A 19,672-nucleotide genomic window follows, 5' to 3' on the forward strand; every position below is an offset into this window, starting at 1 on the left:
CGCAATTTCAATCACTACCACTCCTTTTCATGATACATCTGGCAATTGGACGGCTGTTTAAATTACGGCGCCCTCTGCCGATAAGGATGGATAACGTTTCAAGAACCTAACAACAACGGCTAAGCAACAGATTTGCAAAATGCTTCACAGCTTACTCCCAGGGACTGATTATGCTAGGCATCAATATTTGATTAGACCCTTTTTCCTGCACAGGCCCATAACGTAATTTTAAGCCATTATGAACTGCACAACAGGCATCTTTAGGCAAAAAATGACAGGTTTCACCTTGGTTGAGCTCGTCATTACCCTAGCCATCGCCGCAATTATCACCACCATGGCGGTGCCAAGCTTCCAAGAGATGATCAGAAAAAACCGAATGGCAACCCAAACCAATGAGTTTATCGCCGCCTTGCATCTTGCCCGCAGCGAGGCGATCAAGCGGGGGCAACGCATCACCGTCTGCAAAAGCACTAACAGCACGACCTCTTCACCTACCTGTAATACTTCAAATTCCACTGGCTGGGATCGTGGTTGGATCGTATTTGTCGATGGGGATGAAAACGCCGCCTTGGCTACTACCGAGATTATCCTTCAGGTCCATGGATCTTTAGAGGGAGGTAATCGCCTGACAGGAAATACCAACGTGGCTGACTACATCTCTTACGTACCCAATGGGATGACGCAGCTTACCGGTGGCGCAATTCAAATGGGCACCGTCACCCTTTGCCATCCTCCCAAAGCCAACCAGATTATCATTAATAACACGGGGCGAGTCCATTCCACCGAGGCGAGTTGCTCATGAAGCATCACTTTTTACCCACACGCTTGCACCCTCGCTCAAAAGGTTTTTCCCTCCTAGAGGTACTCATTTCAGTAGCCATCCTTTCCATTGGGCTTCTGGGGCTGGCAGGACTTCAAGCCACGGGTATGCGCAGCAATCACAGCGCCTACTTACGCAGCCAAGCCACATTACTAGCCTATGATATCGTCGATCGGATGCGAGCCAACCGCACTGCCGCCCTGAATAATAGCTACAGTCTGGATTTCGGTGCGCCTCCCGCGACCCCGGCCAAAAACTGCGCCGCAGCCAACTGCGAAGCCGCTGAACTGGCGGCTTATGACCTTCATGACTGGTTCCAAAACTTCACCGCCACCCTGCCGTCAAGCGACGGCGAAATCCAATTAAACGCGGGCGTGGTCACCGTTACAGTGCAATGGGACGAAACCTGGACACGGATAGAAAGTGTTGCAAACGACAATGGCACTGATCCTATAACCCGGCAATTTGTCATGAGTACCCAACTATGAAGCTCAAACCTCATTCACCCCTGCCAACCCAGCAGCGGGGTTTCTCTCTGACTGAAATCCTGGTGGGAATGACGGCGGGTCTCTTGCTTACCGCCGGGGTTATCCAAGTCTTCGTCAGCAGCAAACAGGGCTACCGGATTCAAGAAGCCCTTTCCCGACTCCAGGAAAATGGCCGCTTCGCCATGGAATTTATCAGCCAGGATGCCCGCAACACAGGCTTTTTGGGGTGCGGTGGGAGTACCTCGCGGTTTGCGAATAGACTCAATAATTCAAATCAATACGCTTGGAATTTTTCCGCTGCGGTGGAAGGTTTCGAAGCCACCGGCGCCGGCACCTGGACTCCCACCCTGGACGCTACCGTTACCAGCGCCCTCTCCAACCGGGATGTACTAACCCTTCGTCATTCCTTGGGGAATCCCACCAGAGTCATTAATCATTCTGCAAGTTCTGCCCCAATCCAAGTCAATACTGTTAAAGGTCTAAGCCAATTCGACATTGCCATGGTCTCCGACTGTATTGATATAGCCATCTTTGAGATTACCAATGATCCAACTGTCGCCAATACTCTCGAATATAGCACCGGCAGTGGCACTCCCGGCAATGCTACGGATGATCTAGAAAAGAAATATACCGACCAGGCGAATGTTGCTCAAATCACCACTAGCACCTATTACATCCGCACCAATCCTGAGGGAATCCCTTCCCTTTACCGGAAAAGAGGCGTTGATCCCTCTCAAGAACTCATCGAAGGGGTAGAGGATATGCAGATTCTTTATGGCGAGGATACCGACGGCAACCAGGAAGCCAATAGCTATGTCACTGCGGATAATGTCGCCAATTGGAATAATGTCATCAACCTGCGTATCAGTTTGCTTTTGCAAACCCTGGAAAATAATCTCGCCTCTTCCCCTCAATCCTATACCTTCAATGGCGCCACTACTACCCCCACCGACAGGCGCCTGCGCCGGGTGTTCACCACCACCTTGAATCTGAGGAACAGAACATTATGAAACCAATCTCCATACCTGTTTACTCACAACGGGGTGCCACCCTCATTATCAGCCTCTTGATGTTGCTGGCCCTGACTTTGATTGGAGTCACCGCTATCAAAACAACGACCCTGGAGGAAAAGATGGCGGGCAATATGCGCGACCAGAATCTGGCCTTCCAGGCGGCGGAAGCAGCCCTGCGGGCGGGCGAGGGTTGGCTGGGTCAGCAAACGGATGAGCCTGATCCTCAGCCTCTGGGTAGCTGTGCTATACCGCCCTGTGATCTAGTATGGCAGCTCAACGTCCTCAATGGAGGAGATTTGTCCGATATTAATTGGTGGACAACCACGGGTGACGCCCGCGTCTATGGCAATGCCGCCCTTGCCAAGGTCAAAACCGCCCCCAAACACCTAGTGGAATACCACTCCTTTATCAGAGACGGCCTTACCCTCGGCAAACAAAGCGATGAAGTGGGACGGCTGGCTTATCGGGTAACCGCCCGGGGAACTGGGGGAACAGACCAGGCCCAGACCATTCTCCAGTCCACCTATACCCGCCGTTTCTAAGGAATGCAATAAGATGGAAAAGTTTCGACTCAATCTCTCCATTCACTATACCGTGGCCGCTGCTCTTGCCCTGGGTTATGCCGGTAATATTCAGGGAGCCAATCTGAATCTGAGCAATAAGCCCCTGTTTCTCACGGACAATGCTCCTCCACTCACAATGCTGGTCATGGGCAGGGATCACAAGCTTTATTATGAAGCCTATAACGATGCCTCCGATCTAGACGGAGACGGGACCATTGAGATTGGTTACAAGCCCGCGCTGCTAGACTACTATGGCTATTTCGATCCCCACAAATGCTATCTCTACAATGGCAATCGTTTTGAACCCAGCACCGCCACCGGCGACAAAACTTGTTCCGGCGCCTGGAGCGGGGATTTTCTGAATTATCTTACTACCTCCCGCATGGATGCCCTGCGGAAAGCGTTCTACGGTGGGCACCGGGACGTGGACACGGCCTCGGAAACCGTCCTGTCCGGGGCCTTTATTCCCCAGGACGCCCATAGCTGGGGCAAGGAATACACCAGCATTGCCGCGGATGGATATAATCTTAGCCAATATGCGCCCCTCTCTGTCCCCAGCGGGGGAGAGCGGCACCTATTTGCGGTCACCAGCCTTGCCGACGGCGACATCCCGGTCCTGCGGGTTTTGCAAAATAAATCCAATCGTATCTGGGAATGGGTCAGCAAAGAACGGCCCGTAGCCGATGCCTCTTTGGGCACGCCAACCGACTATTCAATCCGAGTACTGGCCTGCACCTCCGCACTGCCAGAGAGCAACTGCCAGCAATACGGTGCCTCGTCCCGCAAACCCACCGGGCTACTGCAAAAATACGGCGAAAACGACAGTATGTATTTCGGCTTGCTCACCGGCTCCTACGCCAAGAATACTTCCGGGGGCGTGCTGCGAAAAAAGATAGGGAGCATTACCGATGAAATTGACCCCGGCACCGGCGTCTTTACCGCTAATGACGGTATCATCAAAACCATCGATAACCTCAGAATTATCCAGTTTAACTATGGGAATCATGCTTATAGCTCTGGCTGGATCACCACCCGCCCCATGACCGAGGGGGAGGAACCCAATTGGGGTAACCCCATCGCCGAGATGATGTACGAAGGGCTGCGTTATTTTGCCGGCAAATCCGCTCCCACCCCAGCCTACTCCATTGGGGCCAGCACGGTTCCCGATGCCAACCTGGGGCTGCCTGTAGCTGCCTGGGATGATCCCTATGCCAACGGCAACTTTCCAAGCTGCTCCAAGCCCTTCCAGATTGTCATCAGCGATATCAATCCTTCCTATGATACGGATCAGCTTCCAGGAAGTTATTTTTCCAGTTTCACTGGAGATGTTTCCGGACTCAACAGCCAGGCTCTAGCGGATACTATTTCCAGCCATGAACTGGAGGTCGCCGGCAGTCATTTCATCGGCCAATCCGGCGCTAATGCTGACGGCGCTCCCTCGGCAAAAAATGTCACTAGCCTGGGGGATATTCGGGGCCTCTCTCCGGAAGAGCCCACCAAACTGGGGGGTTACTACTCGGCCAGCGTGGCTTATTTCGGCCACATCAATGATCTCCATGCCGCCGCTGGAGAGCAAAAAATGACCACTTTCGGCGTAGCGCTGGCCTCGCCTCTGCCGAAAATCGAGATTCCGATCAATGGCCAAACTGTCACCCTGGTGCCTTTTGCCAAATCCCCAGCGACAACCGATGGCTGTAGCTATACTATCAGCAGCGACCAAGGAGATTTTCAGCCCACGGATCAAATTGTGGATTTCTATGCCGAGACGGTCACCCCCACCTACGGGAAATTCCGCATCAATTACGAGGATGTAGAACAAGGGGCCGATCATGATATGGACGCCATTGTAGAATATGAATATCAGGTCAAAAACGATGGCACCCTTGATATCACCCTCAATTCCACCTATGCCTCCGGCTGCATCATCCAGCATATAGGGTATGTGATCTCCGGCACCACCGCCGACGGCACTTATTTGGAAGTCAGGGATAATGATACCTCTGTTGGGCAAGATCCCGACTATTTTCTGGATACTCCCCCCGGCGCTAGCCCCGGCAGCGGCTGGCAGGATGGCGCGGCCCTGCCCCTCACCACCACCCGCACCTTCACGCCAGGAACCGGCAGCGCCGCGACCCTATTGAAGGACCCTCTCTGGTACGCTGCCAAATGGGGCAGCTTCAATGACCGGAACAAGGACAACATTCCCCAAGGCACGGAATGGGATATTAATAATGACAATACGCCCGATAATTACTTTTCGGTCACCAACGCCTTGCAACTAGAAACGCAATTAACTAAAGCCTTCGAGGAAATTATTGAAGAAACCTCATCCAACTCCTTGGTTTCCCTCAATAGTGGCTCCATCAGCACCAACAGCCATCTCTATCAAGCCCGCTTCAGCAGCGGCGCCTGGACTGGACAAGTACTGGACTTCCCCATTAATAACGATGGCAGCCTGGGCGCTAAAAACTGGGAAGCCGCGGCATTATTGGATAATGTTGCAAGCAATAGCCGGAAAATCGTGACTTATAAGCCCTCCACGGGTAAGGGCATTCCCTTCCGTTGGCCCGCGGACCCCAGCTCCCCTGGAAGCACCGAGCTCGATGTCCCCCAGTCCACGGCCCTGGATATCGATCCCGCCACTGGCACTGCCGATGGCAGAGGAAGCGAGCGCCTTGACTACATCCGAGGTAAGGAGATTACCGGCTTTCGGAAGAGAACCCATAAGCTCGGCGATATGGTGCACTCCTCTCCCGTCTATGTGGACTCTTCCCCGCAATACCGTTATCCGGATGACCTGGAAGGAGCTAGCAATAAGTATTCTACTTTTAAAAGCAACACCAGTCGGAACGCCATGGTTTATGTGGGCGCCAACGACGGTATGCTTCACGCCTTCGACGCCACCACTGGCCAGGAGCGCTTTGCCTATGTACCCAACGCCGTCATCAAAAACCTTAACCGGCTAACCGATCCGAATTACAACCATCATTACTATGTGGATGGAACGCCCACCGTAGTAGACGCCTTTTTCGGTGGCGCCTGGCATACTTTATTGGTAGGAGGCCTGCGGGGCGGCGGCCAGGGAATTTTTGCCCTGGATATCACTACCACCGGCACCAGCGAAAGCAGTATTGCTTCCAAGGTGCTGTGGGAATTTACCGATGCTGATGACCCCGACCTGGGCTATACCTTTAGCGAGCCAAATATCATCCGGATGCACAACGGCAGATGGGCGGTGGTGTTTGGCAATGGCTATAACAGCACCGAAAGCGACGGTCATACCGGCCTCACCGGAAAAGCGGTGCTTTATATTGTGGATGCGGAAACGGGCACATTAATCAAAAAGATCAGCGCCCTGGCCCCGCTGACCTTTCTAGAGGTATTACAGGGCCTTGGAAATCGCCCCAATGGGCTGGCCACCGTAGCTCCAGTAGATGTGGATGGGGATCTTATTGTGGACTACATCTATGGCGGAGATTTATTCGGCAACCTATGGAAATTTGATGTTACCGCCAGTGCGCCCAGCTTGTGGGGCATCCTCTTAAAGAGCGGCAGCACCCTATGCCCCTTTTTTACCGCCAGGGCTGCCGATAACAGCCGCCAGCCTATTACCACCCGTCCTCAAGTGGGCCGCCATCCCACGGACCCCGGCTCCGTAATGGTTTACTTCGGCACAGGAAAATATCTTGAGACCAATGACGATAGTTCAACGGGACAAACAACGCAAACCTTCTATGGCATCCGGGATAAAAACGAGGACCCCAGCCTCCTTTCTTGTCTCATTTCATCAATTTTTAGCGCCTCCGTCCTAAAACGATCCGACTTACTCCAGCAAAAAATCGTCAAGGAAGTGGTTCAGGCCTTTGATACTAATGAAGATGGCTCCGGTGACACTGGTTACGAGCTACGGGTCACCACGAGTAATCCCATTGACTGGTCAACTCATGAGGGTTGGTATATGGATTTAGTGAACACCGAGAACGGCAACACCAATAATTATGGCGAGAAACAAGTTAGCGATTCGGTGCTGCGCAACAACCGTATCATTTTCACCACGCTACTTCCCTCCGACAATCTCTGTGATTTTGGTGGCGACAGCTGGCTGATGGAATTGGATGCGGCCAACGGCGGCCATTTGCCCTACGCGCCCTTTGATCTCAATAATAACGGGACGTTTACGCGCGCTGATTACGTTAACCTGGGCGATACCGACGGTGATGGCAACAATGATTATGTCTCACCCGGCGGCAAAAAGTCGAAGGTGGGTATTACCCCCACGCCGGGCATTATCGCCGGGCACGGAACCAATTCTGGATGGGATGCCAACTATGCCAGTGGTTCCACCGGCAATATCGAGGTCACGGTGGAAAATGCCGGACCCGGCTATTTTGGCCGCACGTCCTGGATACAGTTACGTTAATCATTTTGATATATAGATTAAAGATGGAATACGCATGAAAATTAATGATAACCATAAAGTGCCTGCGCCACAAAAGAAGCAGGGAGGCTTTACCTTAATAGAACTCATGATTGTGGTGGCTATCGTCGCTATCCTAGCTAGCGTTGCCTTTCCGAGCTACCAAGCCAGCATTAAAAAAAGCCGGCGGGGCGACGCCCAAGGTGCCCTGACGGCCTTTGCCGCCACCATGGAGCGCCATTTCACGGAGAGCAATACCTATAAAGGCGCTGCCATTGGGGAAGGTGATACCGGGAAACCCGCCATCTTCCCCACCGAAGCGCCTCTAAGTGGAGCAGATAAATATTATGATCTGACCATTCAATCAGCTAACGGGATAACCTACACTCTACGGGCTACCCCTAAAAACGCCCAAGCAGGGGATGGCTACCTAGAACTGACCAACGTCGGCGCTCGGAGATGGGATGAGAATAACAACGGCACAATTGAAACTAGCGAAGGGAATTGGAAACGGGGCTAGGAGTTTTAAGCAATAGGGCGGGAAAGCATAGCGCATCCCCCGCCCTTGCCTTACAAAAACTCACGCAACCTCTACTATCCCTCAGCTAGCTGGTTTTCCAAACAGGCTTTGTAGAATGAGAACGGCTGCGCCCACGGTAATGGCGGAATCAGCAATATTAAAGGCGGGCCAATGCCAGCCTTGGTAATACAAATCAATAAAATCAATGACATGACCATGCCAGAGCCGATCAAGCACATTACCCAAGGCCCCGCCAAGAATCAGGGCCACGGCCACTGCTTCCCACAGGGCGTTGGACCCTAACCGGTACAGCCAAAACACCAGCCCTATACTCACGGTGAACGCCAGTCCCACAAAAAACCAACGCTGCCAACCACCCGCATCGGCCAGGAAACTAAACGCCGCGCCGGTATTGTAAGCCAGGGTAAAATTAAAAAAAGGAACCACCGGGACTGGCTCGTAAGGCTGTAACTGATTTTCCGCCAGATATTTGCTCCCTTGATCCAACAGAATCACCAGCGTAGAGAGCCATAACCATTTCAGCATTAATTTACCTGTTATTAAAAAATAAAATCCTTGAAGAGAAGAGGATAATACTAAGCGAAAGCCCGCTGTTCTCCTCCGCCTTCGATATTCTCCACACAACGGCTGCACAATTCAGGATGATCTGCCTGGCTTCCCACCTCCTCCCGGTGATGCCAGCAACGCACGCACTTGGGATAAGACGATGGGGTGATTGCCGCCCACAGGCCAGGCATTTCAGTTTCCAGGGCCTCAGCAGGCCGCTTTTGGGCCGGATGCACCCGGGCATAGGAAGTCATCAATACAAAACGGAGTTCATCGCCGAGTTTCCTCAAAGCCTGATAAAGGGACTCTTCGGCATAGAGATCCACCTCCGCATCCAGGGAAGAACCAATTCGTCCTTCTACCCGAACCCCCTCTAGCACCTTGGCGATGGCTTCCCTCGCCGCTAGCACTGCATCCCAAAAAACACGGCCCAAGGGAGCCTCTTCTCCCAAGGAGGGCAAGCCTTGATACCAGGTGGTTAGAAACACCGATTCGCCCCGCTCGCCCGGCAGGTATTGCCAGATTTCATCGGCGGTAAAACTCAATACCGGGGCAAGCCAGCGCACTAGGGCCTCGGCAATGTGGTACATAGCGGTCTGAGCCGAACGCCGGGCGCGGCTATCGGCCTGGGTCGTGTATTGGCGATCCTTGATGATATCAAGATAAATCGCTCCCATGTCCACGGCACAGAAGTTGTGAACCCGCTGATAAATAAGATGGAAGTTATAATCCTCGTAAGCTTGGACAATCTCCGCCTGGAGCAAAGAAGCCCGATCCAGCGCCCAGCGATCCAGAGCCAGCATATTTTCAGCCGACACCCCATGGATGGCGGGATCAAAACCATTTAAATTAGCCAACAGATAGCGGGCAGTGTTGCGCATACGGCGATAAGAATCAGCAATACGCTTCAGGATTTCATCCGAAACATTCATCTCGCCCCGGTAGTCGGTAGCCGCCACCCACAGGCGAAGGATATCCGCACCTAAGCTCTCCATGACTTGTTGCGGCGCCACAACATTACCCTGGGACTTAGACATCTTCTTACCCTTGGCATCCACGGTAAAGCCGTGGGTCAGCACCGTCCGGTAAGGCGCCGTACCCCGTATCGCCACCGAGGTCAGCAAGGACGACTGAAACCAACCCCGATGCTGATCTGAGCCCTCCAGATAGAGATCGGCAGGCACACCCAGTTCTTTCCTCGCCTCCAGCACACACGCATGAGTCACCCCGGAATCAAACCAAACATCCAGAGTATCGCCGACCTTCTCATAGGCCGGGGCCTGACTGCCCAACAACTCCTTTGGCTCCAGTTCAAACCAAGCCTCTATCCCCTTCTCTTCTACCCGTCGGGCCACTTCTTCCATGAGCCGGGAGGTATCCGGGTGCAGCTCGCCGCTTTGGCAATGGACAAACAAGGGGATGGGGGTTCCCCAAGCCCGCTGTCGAGAAATACACCAGTCGGGGCGATTTTCCACCATACCCTCAATCCGTTGTTGGCCCCAGCCAGGAAGCCAGCGGGTTTTTTTGATTTCCGCAAGAGCGGCGCTGCGCAAACCTTCCCGCTCCATATTGATAAACCATTGGGGTGTCGCCCGAAAAATAATGGGAGTTTTGTGACGCCAGCAATGGGGATAGCTATGCTGAAGAGGCTGCTCGCAGAGCAAAGCGCCCCGCTCCTTGAGGACCTGAATTATGTGATCGTTGGCTTTGAATACCGGCTCGCCGGCAAACAAAGGCGTTTCTGGTAAAAAACAACCCTTTCCGTCCACGGGGTTATCTATGGGCAACTGGTAGCGATTGCCAACCACGTAATCATCTTGGCCATGGCCCGGCGCCGTATGGACAGCCCCCGTCCCTGCTTCCAAATTGACATGTTCCCCCAGAATGACCGGTACCATCCGCTCATAAAACGGATGCCGCAATTTCAGCCCTTCCAGTTCGGCTCCCCGGCAAGTCGCTAAAATCACGGCGGACTCCGCGCTATAGCGAGCCAATACTTCCCGGTATAAGCCTTCGGCCAGCAGGAGGCGCTCCCGGCCCTGGCCGGCGTTGCATTCCACCAAGACATATTTCAAGGCAGGATGTAAGGCGACGGCCTGATTGGCTGGCAATGTCCAAGGGGTGGTGGTCCAAATCACCACACTCATAGGTCCGGTGCCTGGACTTTCCACTTTGCAGCGGGCCAGCCATTCCGTCTCCTCCGCTACCGGGAAACGGACATCGATCGCCGGTGAAGTTTTTTCTTGATACTCGACTTCCGCTTCCGCTAGAGCAGAGCCACAATCCACGCACCAATGAACGGGTTTCACCCCCCCATGCAGATGCCCCTTCGCGATGATCTTACCTAAGGCGCGGATAATATCCGCCTCGAACTGATAATCCATAGTAAGATAGGGCTGGCGCCAATCCCCCAGCACTCCCAAACGCTCAAAATCCTCGCGCTGAACATTCACCTGCTTGCGGGCATACTCCCGACAAGCTCGACGGAAGCTGGCCGCATCGATTTTTCGCCCCGGTTTACCTACTTTTTTTTCTACATTCAATTCAATAGGCAGGCCATGACAATCCCAGCCAGGAACATAGGGGGCATCAAAGCCACTCAGGGACTTTGATTTCACTATAATGTCTTTTAATATTTTGTTGACGGCATGGCCAATATGAATAGCGCCATTGGCATAGGGAGGGCCATCATGGAGAATAAAGCGGGGTCGGCCACGCGCTGCATGCCGCAGCTTCCCATAAAGCTCCATTGCTTGCCACCGTTTGAGTGCCTGGGGTTCACGCTGGGCCAAATTAGCCTTCATGGGAAAGGCGGTCTTGGGGAGATTAAGAGTCTCTTTATATTTCGCCACGTTTAACTTTTAACCATTCAATTCATTATTTTTTCAAAAACGACTTTTGAAGGGATTATACCGGCGTTATCCTGCCTCGCCCATGCAAAAAGGAAGCTAGTCAGCTTAATTTTTCTTAAATTAAATTTATTGAGCGTAGCTAAATCCATCCCTTCCAAATAGCCATAGAGAGTATTTTCACCATGTCCCTTCAATCCTTGTCACAACTTCTAACACTACTCATTTTAACTGCGGCTCTTGGGAATATTAATGCCGCCGAAGTTTTAAGCTTATCCGCTCCGCCTCGCGGAATACAAACCCTGGGAGTGGAGGTTAGCGAGATTAATCAAGACTACAGGCGTTATGGCTTAGATGAGACGGCACTCGCCCAACATGTCGCGCAGCAATTAAAAAAGGCGGGATTTAAGGTAGTGCCCGTTGAAGAAATCGGGGACTCTCCCGATACTGCCTTATTGCGGGTAAAGCTAGATCTGGTGCGATCCTATTTGGGTTACTCCTACGCCCTCTCGGTTAAACTAATTCAGAAACTCCAATTAGCCGGTCCCCATGGACCCCTTGCTCCAGTAACCATCTGGTCGTCCACGGGCCGCAGCGGTTTTCTCAGAAGCGGGACACTACCTCGCCTCCGAAATTATATTGCTGACGCAGTGAAAGAGTTTATAGAAGCTACCCAAGCCAGCCATTAAACGAAACTGTTTAAGCTTATCCCATGAACTTTGAGCAACCATTGTTGCCCGGTACATTACGCCGCCGCTACCAGCGATTTTTTGCTGAAGTAGAGCTTGAGGCCGGCGAACTCATCGTAGCCCACTGCCCCAATACGGGATCAATGCGAGGATTAGCCGAACCGGGGCTGAAAGTTTACGTCTCCCGCGCCAGCAACCCCCGCCGCAAACTTGCTTACACGCTAGAGCTAGTGGACGCTGATACCAGCCTGGTGGGCGTGCATACGGGCCGCGCTAACATTTTGACAAAAGAAGCCCTCGCGACAGGGAAGATATCCCGACTCTTAGGCTATGGAAAAATCCGCCAGGAAGTCCGCTACAGTAAAAACTCCCGGATCGATCTTCTCCTGGAAGATCCTTCTACCCAGCAGTGCTGTTACGTGGAAGTCAAAAGCGTCACCCTCAGGGAACGCGATGGGGCGGCCTGCTTCCCTGATGCTGTCACTACCCGTGGCGCCAAGCACCTAGATGACTTGACCGCTACTGTATGTTCCCCCCGCCAGCGAGCGGTCATCTTCTATCTCGTGCAGCGGGAGGACTGCCACTGCTTTACCCCCGCTGATGATATTGATCCCCGCTATGGCGCTAAACTCCGCTCCGCAATCAAGCAAGGAGTCGAAATACTGGCCTATGCCTGCCAAGTAACGCCCCAAGGTATTCAAGTCACTCAGCCGCTGCCTATCCGCTTATAGCAAACAGCGGCCTTTCCCTAAGTTATGACAATTCAATCAAAGCGGGGACTGGGCCTGAGCAACCAGATGGCGCAAATAGTCTCTGAAGGAATCACCTAGCTCCGCATGCTTGAGGCCATACTCCACCGTGGCCTGAAGGTAGCCCAATTTACTGCCACAATCATAGCGCTTACCTTCAAAGCGATAAGCAAACATATACTCCTCGCTCAATAAAGTGGCAAGGGCATCAGTCAATTGAATTTCGCCTCCAACTCCGTGAGGGGTAGCCTCTAAGAGACTAAAAATGCGGGGGGTTAAAATATAACGGCCCACCACCGCTAGAGATGAAGGCGCCTCTGCCGGTTTAGGCTTCTCGACAATTCCTTCCACCTTGTACTCCCGGCCCTCCGCCAAGCCAGGCTGAATAATACCGTATTGATCGGTGCTATCAGAAGCCACCTCTTCTACTCCCACGAGGCTGCAACGGTGCTTACTAAATTGCTTTACCATTTGGGAGAGGCATCCCTCCGTCCCGGCATCAATCAGATCGTCGGCAAGGATCACCGCAAAGGGCTCCTCGCCTACGACTGGTGCGGCACAGAGCACCGCATGCCCCAACCCCAACGTCTCCTCCTGACGAATATAAACGCAGGTCACATCCTTAGGAATAATGTCTTGCACCAATTTGAGTAGCTTGTTTTTGCCGCGTCTTTCCAATTCTGCTTCAAGTTCATAAGCCATATCGAAATGATCAGGGATCGGGCGCTTATTTCGCCCGGTCACAAAAACCATCACCTTAATCCCTGCCTCAACCGCCTCTTCAACCGCATACTGAATGAGCGGCTTATCGACGATTGGCAGCATCTCTTTCGGATTTGCTTTGGTCGCGGGAAGGAAACGAGTCCCCAGCCCCGCCACAGGGAATACAACCTTAGTAATGGGTTTTGTCATCATTAACTCCTGTTGATTGCGATTGCTTTAGAACCCACCTGTTGCAATTCAGCCTCTACCCTCACCTCCGGCAATAGGCGCCCTAACACCTGCTTCACCTGCCATTCCTCTCCCAGCTCACAGGCTTTTTCTAACTCATCCAATCCGCTTTCCAATCGCCTCCAGTCAGTAGCACCATGCCGCGCTAGCAGTATCTTCGGCGATGGGGTAGGGACGGGAGATTCATGGGCATAAAATAATTCCTCATGAAGCTTTTCCCCTGGTCTCAGCCCCGTATAAATGATCTCCACCTCCGGTTCCTGGCCAGAAAGACGGATCATTTGCTCAGCAAGCTCGATAATTTTAACCGACTCGCCCATATCCAAGACGAATATTTCCCCTCCCTTGCCTATCATAGCGGCTTGGGTAATCAGGTGGCATGCTTCGGGAATAGTCATAAAATAGCGGGTCATTTCAGGATGGGTCACCGTGACCGGCCCACCGGCGGCAATTTGGGCCTGAAATAACGGCACTACGCTCCCTGCTGATCCAAGCACATTGCCAAAACGCACAACGATAAACCGAGTTTGGCTGTGTCGATTAAGATCTTGGCAGAGAAGTTCCGCAACCCGCTTGCTGGCGCCCATCACACTGGTTGGATTAACCGCTTTGTCGGTTGAAATCAGGACGAAAGTTCCACAACCTGCTTGCCTTGCCGCCTCGGCTAAACAGCGGGTTCCAAAAACATTGTTCCGCACGGCCTGCCGTATCTGCCTCTCTAGGAGAGGTACATGCTTATAAGCTGCTGCATGAAACACCACCTCTGGTGAATGACACGCCAGGATCTCCTTCACGCCAGCTTCATCACGCACATCACATAAATAAGCATGGAGATTGAGAGCCGGAAGTTTCCGCCGCAACTCCTGCTCGAGACGATAGAGCTTATACTCGCTATTATCGATGACAACAAGAGAAGCTGGCCCAAGGCGCCCTAATTGCCGGCAAAGCTCGGAGCCGATCGATCCTCCTCCGCCGCTGACTAGCAGGGATTTGGCTTCCAAATCCTGGCGGATATAATCCCAATCCAAAAATATTTCATCCCGCCCCAGCAAATCATCAATAGCAACCTCTCGAAGCTCCTTGATGCTTGCCCGACCCGCAACCAAATCTTGCAGGCGGGGTAAAGTCCGATAAGATACCTGTGCCTGCTCGCAGAGCGAAACAGCACGACGCATCTGCCGATTATTAGCAGAAGGCATCGCAATCACTACCACATCTGCGGCCATCTCCCCCACCTTGGCAGGCAATTGTGCTAACAACCCCACGACCGGAATTCCTCGCACTTGCCGGCCTATCAGATCAGGCCGATCATCTAGAAAAGCCACCGGCAAGTAGTGACCCTCCACAAGCATATCGCGGACCAGCAAATCACCGGCACGACCAGCCCCTAAAATCAGGACTCGTTTTCGGTGAGGATTTGAGGCCAAGGTAAGACGGCGATCTTTCCACACCCGATAAGCAAGCCGGGGACCGGCTAGCAAAAGCAAAGAAAAGACAGGATAAAGCATCAATACACTGCGGGGTACACCGTTAAGACGGTTGATAAGAAAAAGCGTTAGCGCAACTAAAAGGGCCCCGTAACCTACGGCGCGAATGATATTTAATAAATCAGGAATACTTGCAAAACGCCACAAGCCCCGATAAAGCCCTATCCAAATCAAAACGATGCTTTGGACCACCACGATCACCGGCAAGGTACTGAGACAAGTCTCCCAGTCCACCCAATAAGGCGACAAATTGTAACGAATAAGATAGCTTAGCACCCAGGCCAAACAGACGGCAGTAACATCATGCACAATAACCACGGCCCGCCGCTTTTGGGCCTGCAAAAAAGGGCCGATTCCACGCTTTGGCACAGCTTAACCCCTCACTTTCTCATGGGGGAAAATCACCCTATTGGGACCATTCGCTCCACCTGTTGGAAGCCTCGCGGCAAAGTAAGGCCACGCCGTGCCCGTTCCCCCTGATAGGGTTCCAAATCCTCTGACTTGAGCGTTAAATGCCGACGCCCCGCAAAAACTTGCAGCGCTCCCCCCTGGGAGATAACAGCCAAGGCACGCACTGCCTCCTGCCCCTGGGCAAAGCGGGTCGATGAAATGTTGATCAGTTTTACCCCCTTGCCACGAGCGATAAAAGGAAGATCTCGAAGTGGAAACAATAGCAGCCGGCCAACATTCGTCGCAACCGCCACTTGATCGAGCTCTCTATCTACCACTGGTACCGGAGGAAGGGCTTTTGCCCCCGCAGATACATTTAACACCGCCTTGCCCGCTCGGTTTTTGGTGTATAAATGCCGTGCTTGGCACAGAAAACCATAGCCCATATTACTGGCCATGAGGTAGAACTCTTCTGGCTCAGCTAATAATATGGCAACGAATTCCGCCCCTGGAGCAACCTGGAGGTGCCCACTCAAGGGTTCTCCTTGTCCTCGAGCCGAAGGTAAGCCATGTGCAGGTAAAGTATAGCTACGACCGGTGGAGTCTAAAAATACCGCCGGCTGATTGCTGCGGCCACGAGCAGAAGCTCGGTAGCTATCACCGGTGCGGTAGCTAAGCGCTGCGGGATTGACATCCTGGCTTTTGGCCGCCCGCACCCAGCCCTTCTCAGATAAAACCACAGTAATAAGCTCTGCCGGCAGTAAGCTTTGCTGATCTAACGCCGTGGCAGAGGGCCGTTCAACAATGGGTGAGCGGCGGGCATCACCAAATTTTTCCGTATCCGCTAGTAATTCCTGGCGCAATAAATCTTTTATCCGGGACTCTGAACCTAACATTTTCTCGAGCCGCTTGCGTTCCGCCGCCAGCGCCTTATTTTCAGCTTGAATTTTGGTCTCTTCCAATCGAGCTAAATAACGGAGTTTAAGTTCTAAAATAGCCTCTGCTTGGCGATCCGAGAGTTTAAATCGTGCTATCAAAACCGGCTTTGGCACCTCTTCATTCCGAATGATAGCAACCACTTCATCAATATTTAGATAAGCAATCAGCAAGCCTGCTAAAACTTGCAGGCGATCCTCTACCTTCTCTAAACGATACTGGAAACGGCGGCGCAGGGTTCCAATTCGAAAATGGAACCATTCCCCCAACAGATCACGAAGGTTTTTCACCTGGGGTCGACCATCTAGGCCGATGACATTGAAGTTGACCCGGTAGCTGCGTTCCAGATCCGTGGTCGCAAATAGATGGGACATTACCGTCTCCACTTCTATTCGGCGAGCATGGGGTACCAAAACCAAACGAGTGGGATTTTCATGATCGGATTCATCCCGCAGGTCTGCCAGCATCGGCAGTTTTTTAGCCTGCATTTGCTGAGCAATTTGCTCTAAAACGCGTGCCCCTGAAACTTGATGCGGCAAAGCATTAACCACAATATTGCCCTGCTCCACCCTATATCGGGCGCGTAAGCGCACGCTTCCCTGTCCTGTCTCATACATCTTAACCAGGGCTGCCGATGGCGTAATGATTTCCGCCTCCGTGGGATAGTCCGGCCCTGGGAGGTACTCGCACAATTCCGCTACAGTTGCATTCGGACATTGCAATAAATGCAGGCAAGCAGCAGCTACTTCATGGAGATTATGGGGAGGAATATCCGTGGCCATCCCTACCGCAATCCCCATAGTGCCATTAAGCAATACATGGGGAACTCGTGCCGGGAGCAGGCGCGGTTCCTGCAAGGTGCCATCGAAGTTCGGCGTCCAATTGACGGTTCCTTGCCCAACTTCCGCTAACAATAACTCGGCGAAGGGCGCTAAGCGCGCCTCCGTGTAGCGCATGGCGGCAAAGGATTTAGGATCATCCGGCGAGCCCCAATTGCCCTGCCCTGCTATCAGGGGATAACGATAGGAGAATTGTTGGGCCATCAGTACCATGGCTTCGTAACAAGCACTATCTCCATGGGGATGATATTTCCCTAGCACATCTCCAACGGTACGGGCCGATTTTTTATATTTAGCGCTGGCTGACAATCCCAGTTCAGACATGGCGTAAATGATACGGCGTTGTACCGGCTTTAACCCATCTCCAAGATGGGGGAGCGCTCGGTCCAAAATGACGTACATGGAATAATCCAGGTACGCTTTTTCGGCAAACTCTCCCAGTGGCCGTTCTTCAATATCGAGATTGGTGGAAATATTCATAGCTCGGCCAAATTACCGCTTTCTTCCAGCCATCGCCTGCGATCCGCGGCACGGCGCTTGGCTAACAACCGATCCAGCAACGGCTCCGGATCATCCTCGGGAGTCACCGTCAAACGCACTAATCGCCGCGTCTCTGGCGCCATGGTAGTCTCCCGCAACTGCATGGGGTTCATCTCCCCCAACCCTTTAAAACGCTGGATATTAATTTTTCCTTTAATTTTTTCGGCGGCAATCCGATCGAGCACTCCTTGCCGTTCCGCCCCGTCAAGGGCATAGAAAACGCGCTTGCCGACATCGATGCGATAAAGGGGCGGCATCGCCACATAAATGTGGCCTGCCTCAACCAGCGGCCGAAAATGCCGTAAGAATAACGCCGAAAGCAAGGCAGCAATATGAGCGCCATCGGAATCGGCATCGGCAAGAATACAGATTTTACCGTAGCGTAAACTATCAAGCTTATCCGAGCCGGGATCTACCCCCAGCGCAACCGCAATATTATGCACTTCCTGGGAAGCTAACACCTGGGCTGAATCTATCTCCCAGGTATTGAGGATTTTCCCACGAAGGGGCATGATGGCTTGAAACTCCCTATCCCGCCCCTGCTTCGCACTGCCGCCAGCAGAATCTCCCTCCACCAGAAAAAGCTCCGTAAGGCTTACCTCTTGACTGGTGCAGTCCGCTAATTTTCCTGGCAGTGCAGGACCGGCTTGGATACGCTTGCGAACCACCTTTTTAGCCTGGCGTAAACGCCGCTGGGCATTGTCAATTGCTAATTCTGCAATCGCTTCTCCAATGGCCACATGCTGGTTAAGCCACAGGCTAAAAGAATCCTTGACGACTCCAGCAACAAAGCTAGCGCATTCCCGGGAAGATAGGCGTTCTTTAGTTTGCCCGGAAAACTGAGGGTCGAGAAGTTTCACCGAAAGTACATAACTCACTCGCTCCCAAACATCATCAGGGGCCAGTTTTACACCCTTTGGCAGAAGATTCCGAAACTCACAAAACTCTCGCACGGCCTCCAATACCCCCCCCCGCAAGCCATTGACATGAGTACCTCCTTGGGGCGTTGGAATCAAATTAACGTAGCTTTCCGCCACCACCTCACCCCCCTCAGGCAACCAAGTAAACGCCCAGCAGACTTCTTCAGTATTACCTTGCATTTCTCCGGTAAAAGGAGGGTCAGGCAAGTACGATAGCGCTCCTAGCTCATCTCTGAGATAAGCTAAAAGTCCCTCTTGATAGCGCCAATTGGCCGCCTCACCGGTAACAACATCGCTAAAAGTTACCTGAAGGCCAGGACACAGCACCGCCTTGGCACGCAAAATATGCTTAAGCCGTGCTACGGAGAACTTGGGCGTGTCAAAAAACGCCGGATCTGGCCAAAAACGCAGTACGGTACCGGTGCTACGCTTACCTACCTTATTGATCGCCCTTAAAGCCGAAACCCGTTCGCCATTAGCAAAAGCGATATGATATTCGCAACTATCGCGCCGTACCCAAACCTCCAGGCGCGAGGAAAGGGCGTTCACCACTGAAACCCCTACCCCATGCAACCCCCCCGCAAAGCGATAACTCTTAGAAGAGAATTTACCGCCCGCATGGAGCCGGGAAAGAATCACTTCTATCCCTGGCAACCGCTCCTCTGGATGCAGATCCACCGGCATTCCCCGGCCATCATCGCGCACCGTTAAGGAGCCATCTGATTGAAGCACGACATCGATATGGGTAGCAAACCCCGCAATGGCCTCATCGACGCTATTATCAATGACCTCCTGGGCTAAATGATTAGGCCGTTGGGTATCGGTATACATTCCTGGCCGCTTGCGTACCGGGTCCAAGCCCGTCAGTACTTCTATCGCGGCGGCATTATAATTTCCACTCATACTTTTTGCATATAAATTCCTCCTATCTTTA

Annotated in this window: 14 protein-coding genes; 8 read left to right on the forward strand and 6 right to left on the reverse strand. The window is 52.6% G+C overall.

All coding sequences use genetic code 11. From position 1 onward, the window contains the following. Positions 1-271: 271 nt before the first annotated feature. From NWAT_RS10305 to NWAT_RS17780, 6 genes are read left to right on the forward strand one after another with little or no spacing between them, the layout of a single operon-like run. The gene (locus tag NWAT_RS10305; protein WP_013221024.1) at positions 272-802 is read left to right on the forward strand and encodes a GspH/FimT family pseudopilin; all 531 of its coding nucleotides are present in this window, start codon (positions 272-274) and stop codon (positions 800-802) included. Then, positions 799-1,308: a type IV pilus modification protein PilV gene (pilV, locus tag NWAT_RS10310; RefSeq protein ID WP_013221025.1), complete on the forward strand. Its 510-nt coding sequence runs from the start codon at positions 799-801 to the stop codon at positions 1,306-1,308. The genes NWAT_RS10305 and pilV overlap by 4 nt, the downstream gene beginning before the upstream one ends. Next, complete coding sequence (locus NWAT_RS10315) at positions 1,305-2,318, forward strand: PilW family protein (RefSeq protein ID WP_013221026.1); 1,014 nt, start codon at positions 1,305-1,307, stop codon at positions 2,316-2,318. Before pilV ends, NWAT_RS10315 begins: the two co-directional genes overlap by 4 nt. Then, positions 2,315-2,863: a pilus assembly PilX family protein gene (locus NWAT_RS10320; RefSeq protein ID WP_013221027.1), complete on the forward strand. Its 549-nt coding sequence runs from the start codon at positions 2,315-2,317 to the stop codon at positions 2,861-2,863. Before NWAT_RS10315 ends, NWAT_RS10320 begins: the two co-directional genes overlap by 4 nt. Before the next feature lie 13 nt (positions 2,864-2,876). Then, positions 2,877-7,304 carry a pilus assembly protein gene (locus tag NWAT_RS10325; RefSeq protein ID WP_013221028.1) on the forward strand — a complete coding sequence of 1,476 codons (4,428 nt, stop codon included), beginning with the start codon at positions 2,877-2,879 and terminating at the stop codon, positions 7,302-7,304. 34 nt (positions 7,305-7,338) lie between these two features. After that, a complete protein-coding gene (locus NWAT_RS17780) occupies positions 7,339-7,821 on the forward strand; it encodes a type IV pilin protein (RefSeq protein WP_013221029.1) in 483 nt (160 codons plus the stop codon). Positions 7,822-7,902: 81 nt separating this feature from the next. Here the strand turns inward: NWAT_RS17780 and lspA are convergent, their stop codons facing one another. Continuing rightward, entirely contained in the window at positions 7,903-8,367 is a 465-nt protein-coding gene (gene lspA / locus NWAT_RS10335; protein ID WP_013221030.1) for a signal peptidase II, read from the reverse strand. Between the two features lie 50 nt (positions 8,368-8,417). Continuing rightward, positions 8,418-11,240 carry an isoleucine--tRNA ligase gene (ileS, locus tag NWAT_RS10340; RefSeq protein ID WP_013221031.1) on the reverse strand — a complete coding sequence of 941 codons (2,823 nt, stop codon included), beginning with the start codon at positions 11,238-11,240 and terminating at the stop codon, positions 8,418-8,420. A 182-nt stretch (positions 11,241-11,422) separates the two neighbouring features. Between ileS and NWAT_RS10345 the strand changes: the two genes are divergently transcribed. Then, entirely contained in the window at positions 11,423-11,926 is a 504-nt protein-coding gene (locus NWAT_RS10345) for a hypothetical protein (protein ID WP_013221032.1), read from the forward strand. A gap of 23 nt (positions 11,927-11,949) precedes the next feature. Then, positions 11,950-12,657 (forward strand): DNA/RNA nuclease SfsA, encoded by a 708-nt coding sequence (gene sfsA, locus NWAT_RS10350; protein WP_013221033.1) that lies wholly within the window; start codon positions 11,950-11,952, stop codon positions 12,655-12,657. A gap of 36 nt (positions 12,658-12,693) precedes the next feature. On the opposite strand, the gene galU is transcribed toward sfsA, so the two are convergent. The 4 genes from galU to parE are packed head-to-tail and all read right to left on the reverse strand — an operon-like array spanning position 12,694 to position 19,641. Further along, a complete protein-coding gene (gene galU, locus NWAT_RS10355) occupies positions 12,694-13,587 on the reverse strand; it encodes a UTP--glucose-1-phosphate uridylyltransferase GalU (protein ID WP_013221034.1) in 894 nt (297 codons plus the stop codon). A gap of 2 nt (positions 13,588-13,589) precedes the next feature. Then, positions 13,590-15,482: a polysaccharide biosynthesis protein gene (locus NWAT_RS10360; protein WP_013221035.1), complete on the reverse strand. Its 1,893-nt coding sequence runs from the start codon at positions 15,480-15,482 to the stop codon at positions 13,590-13,592. Positions 15,483-15,514: 32 nt separating this feature from the next. Next, positions 15,515-17,758, reverse strand: coding sequence for a DNA topoisomerase IV subunit A (parC, locus tag NWAT_RS10365; RefSeq protein WP_013221036.1), 2,244 nt, complete (start codon positions 17,756-17,758; stop codon positions 15,515-15,517). Further along, on the reverse strand, positions 17,755-19,641 hold the full coding sequence (gene parE, locus NWAT_RS10370) for a DNA topoisomerase IV subunit B (RefSeq protein WP_013221037.1): 1,887 nt from the start codon (positions 19,639-19,641) through the stop codon (positions 17,755-17,757). The genes parC and parE overlap by 4 nt, the downstream gene beginning before the upstream one ends. Positions 19,642-19,672 lie beyond the last annotated feature (31 nt).

This window comes from Nitrosococcus watsonii C-113 (assembly GCF_000143085.1).
Classification (GTDB): domain Bacteria; phylum Pseudomonadota; class Gammaproteobacteria; order Nitrosococcales; family Nitrosococcaceae; genus Nitrosococcus; species Nitrosococcus watsonii.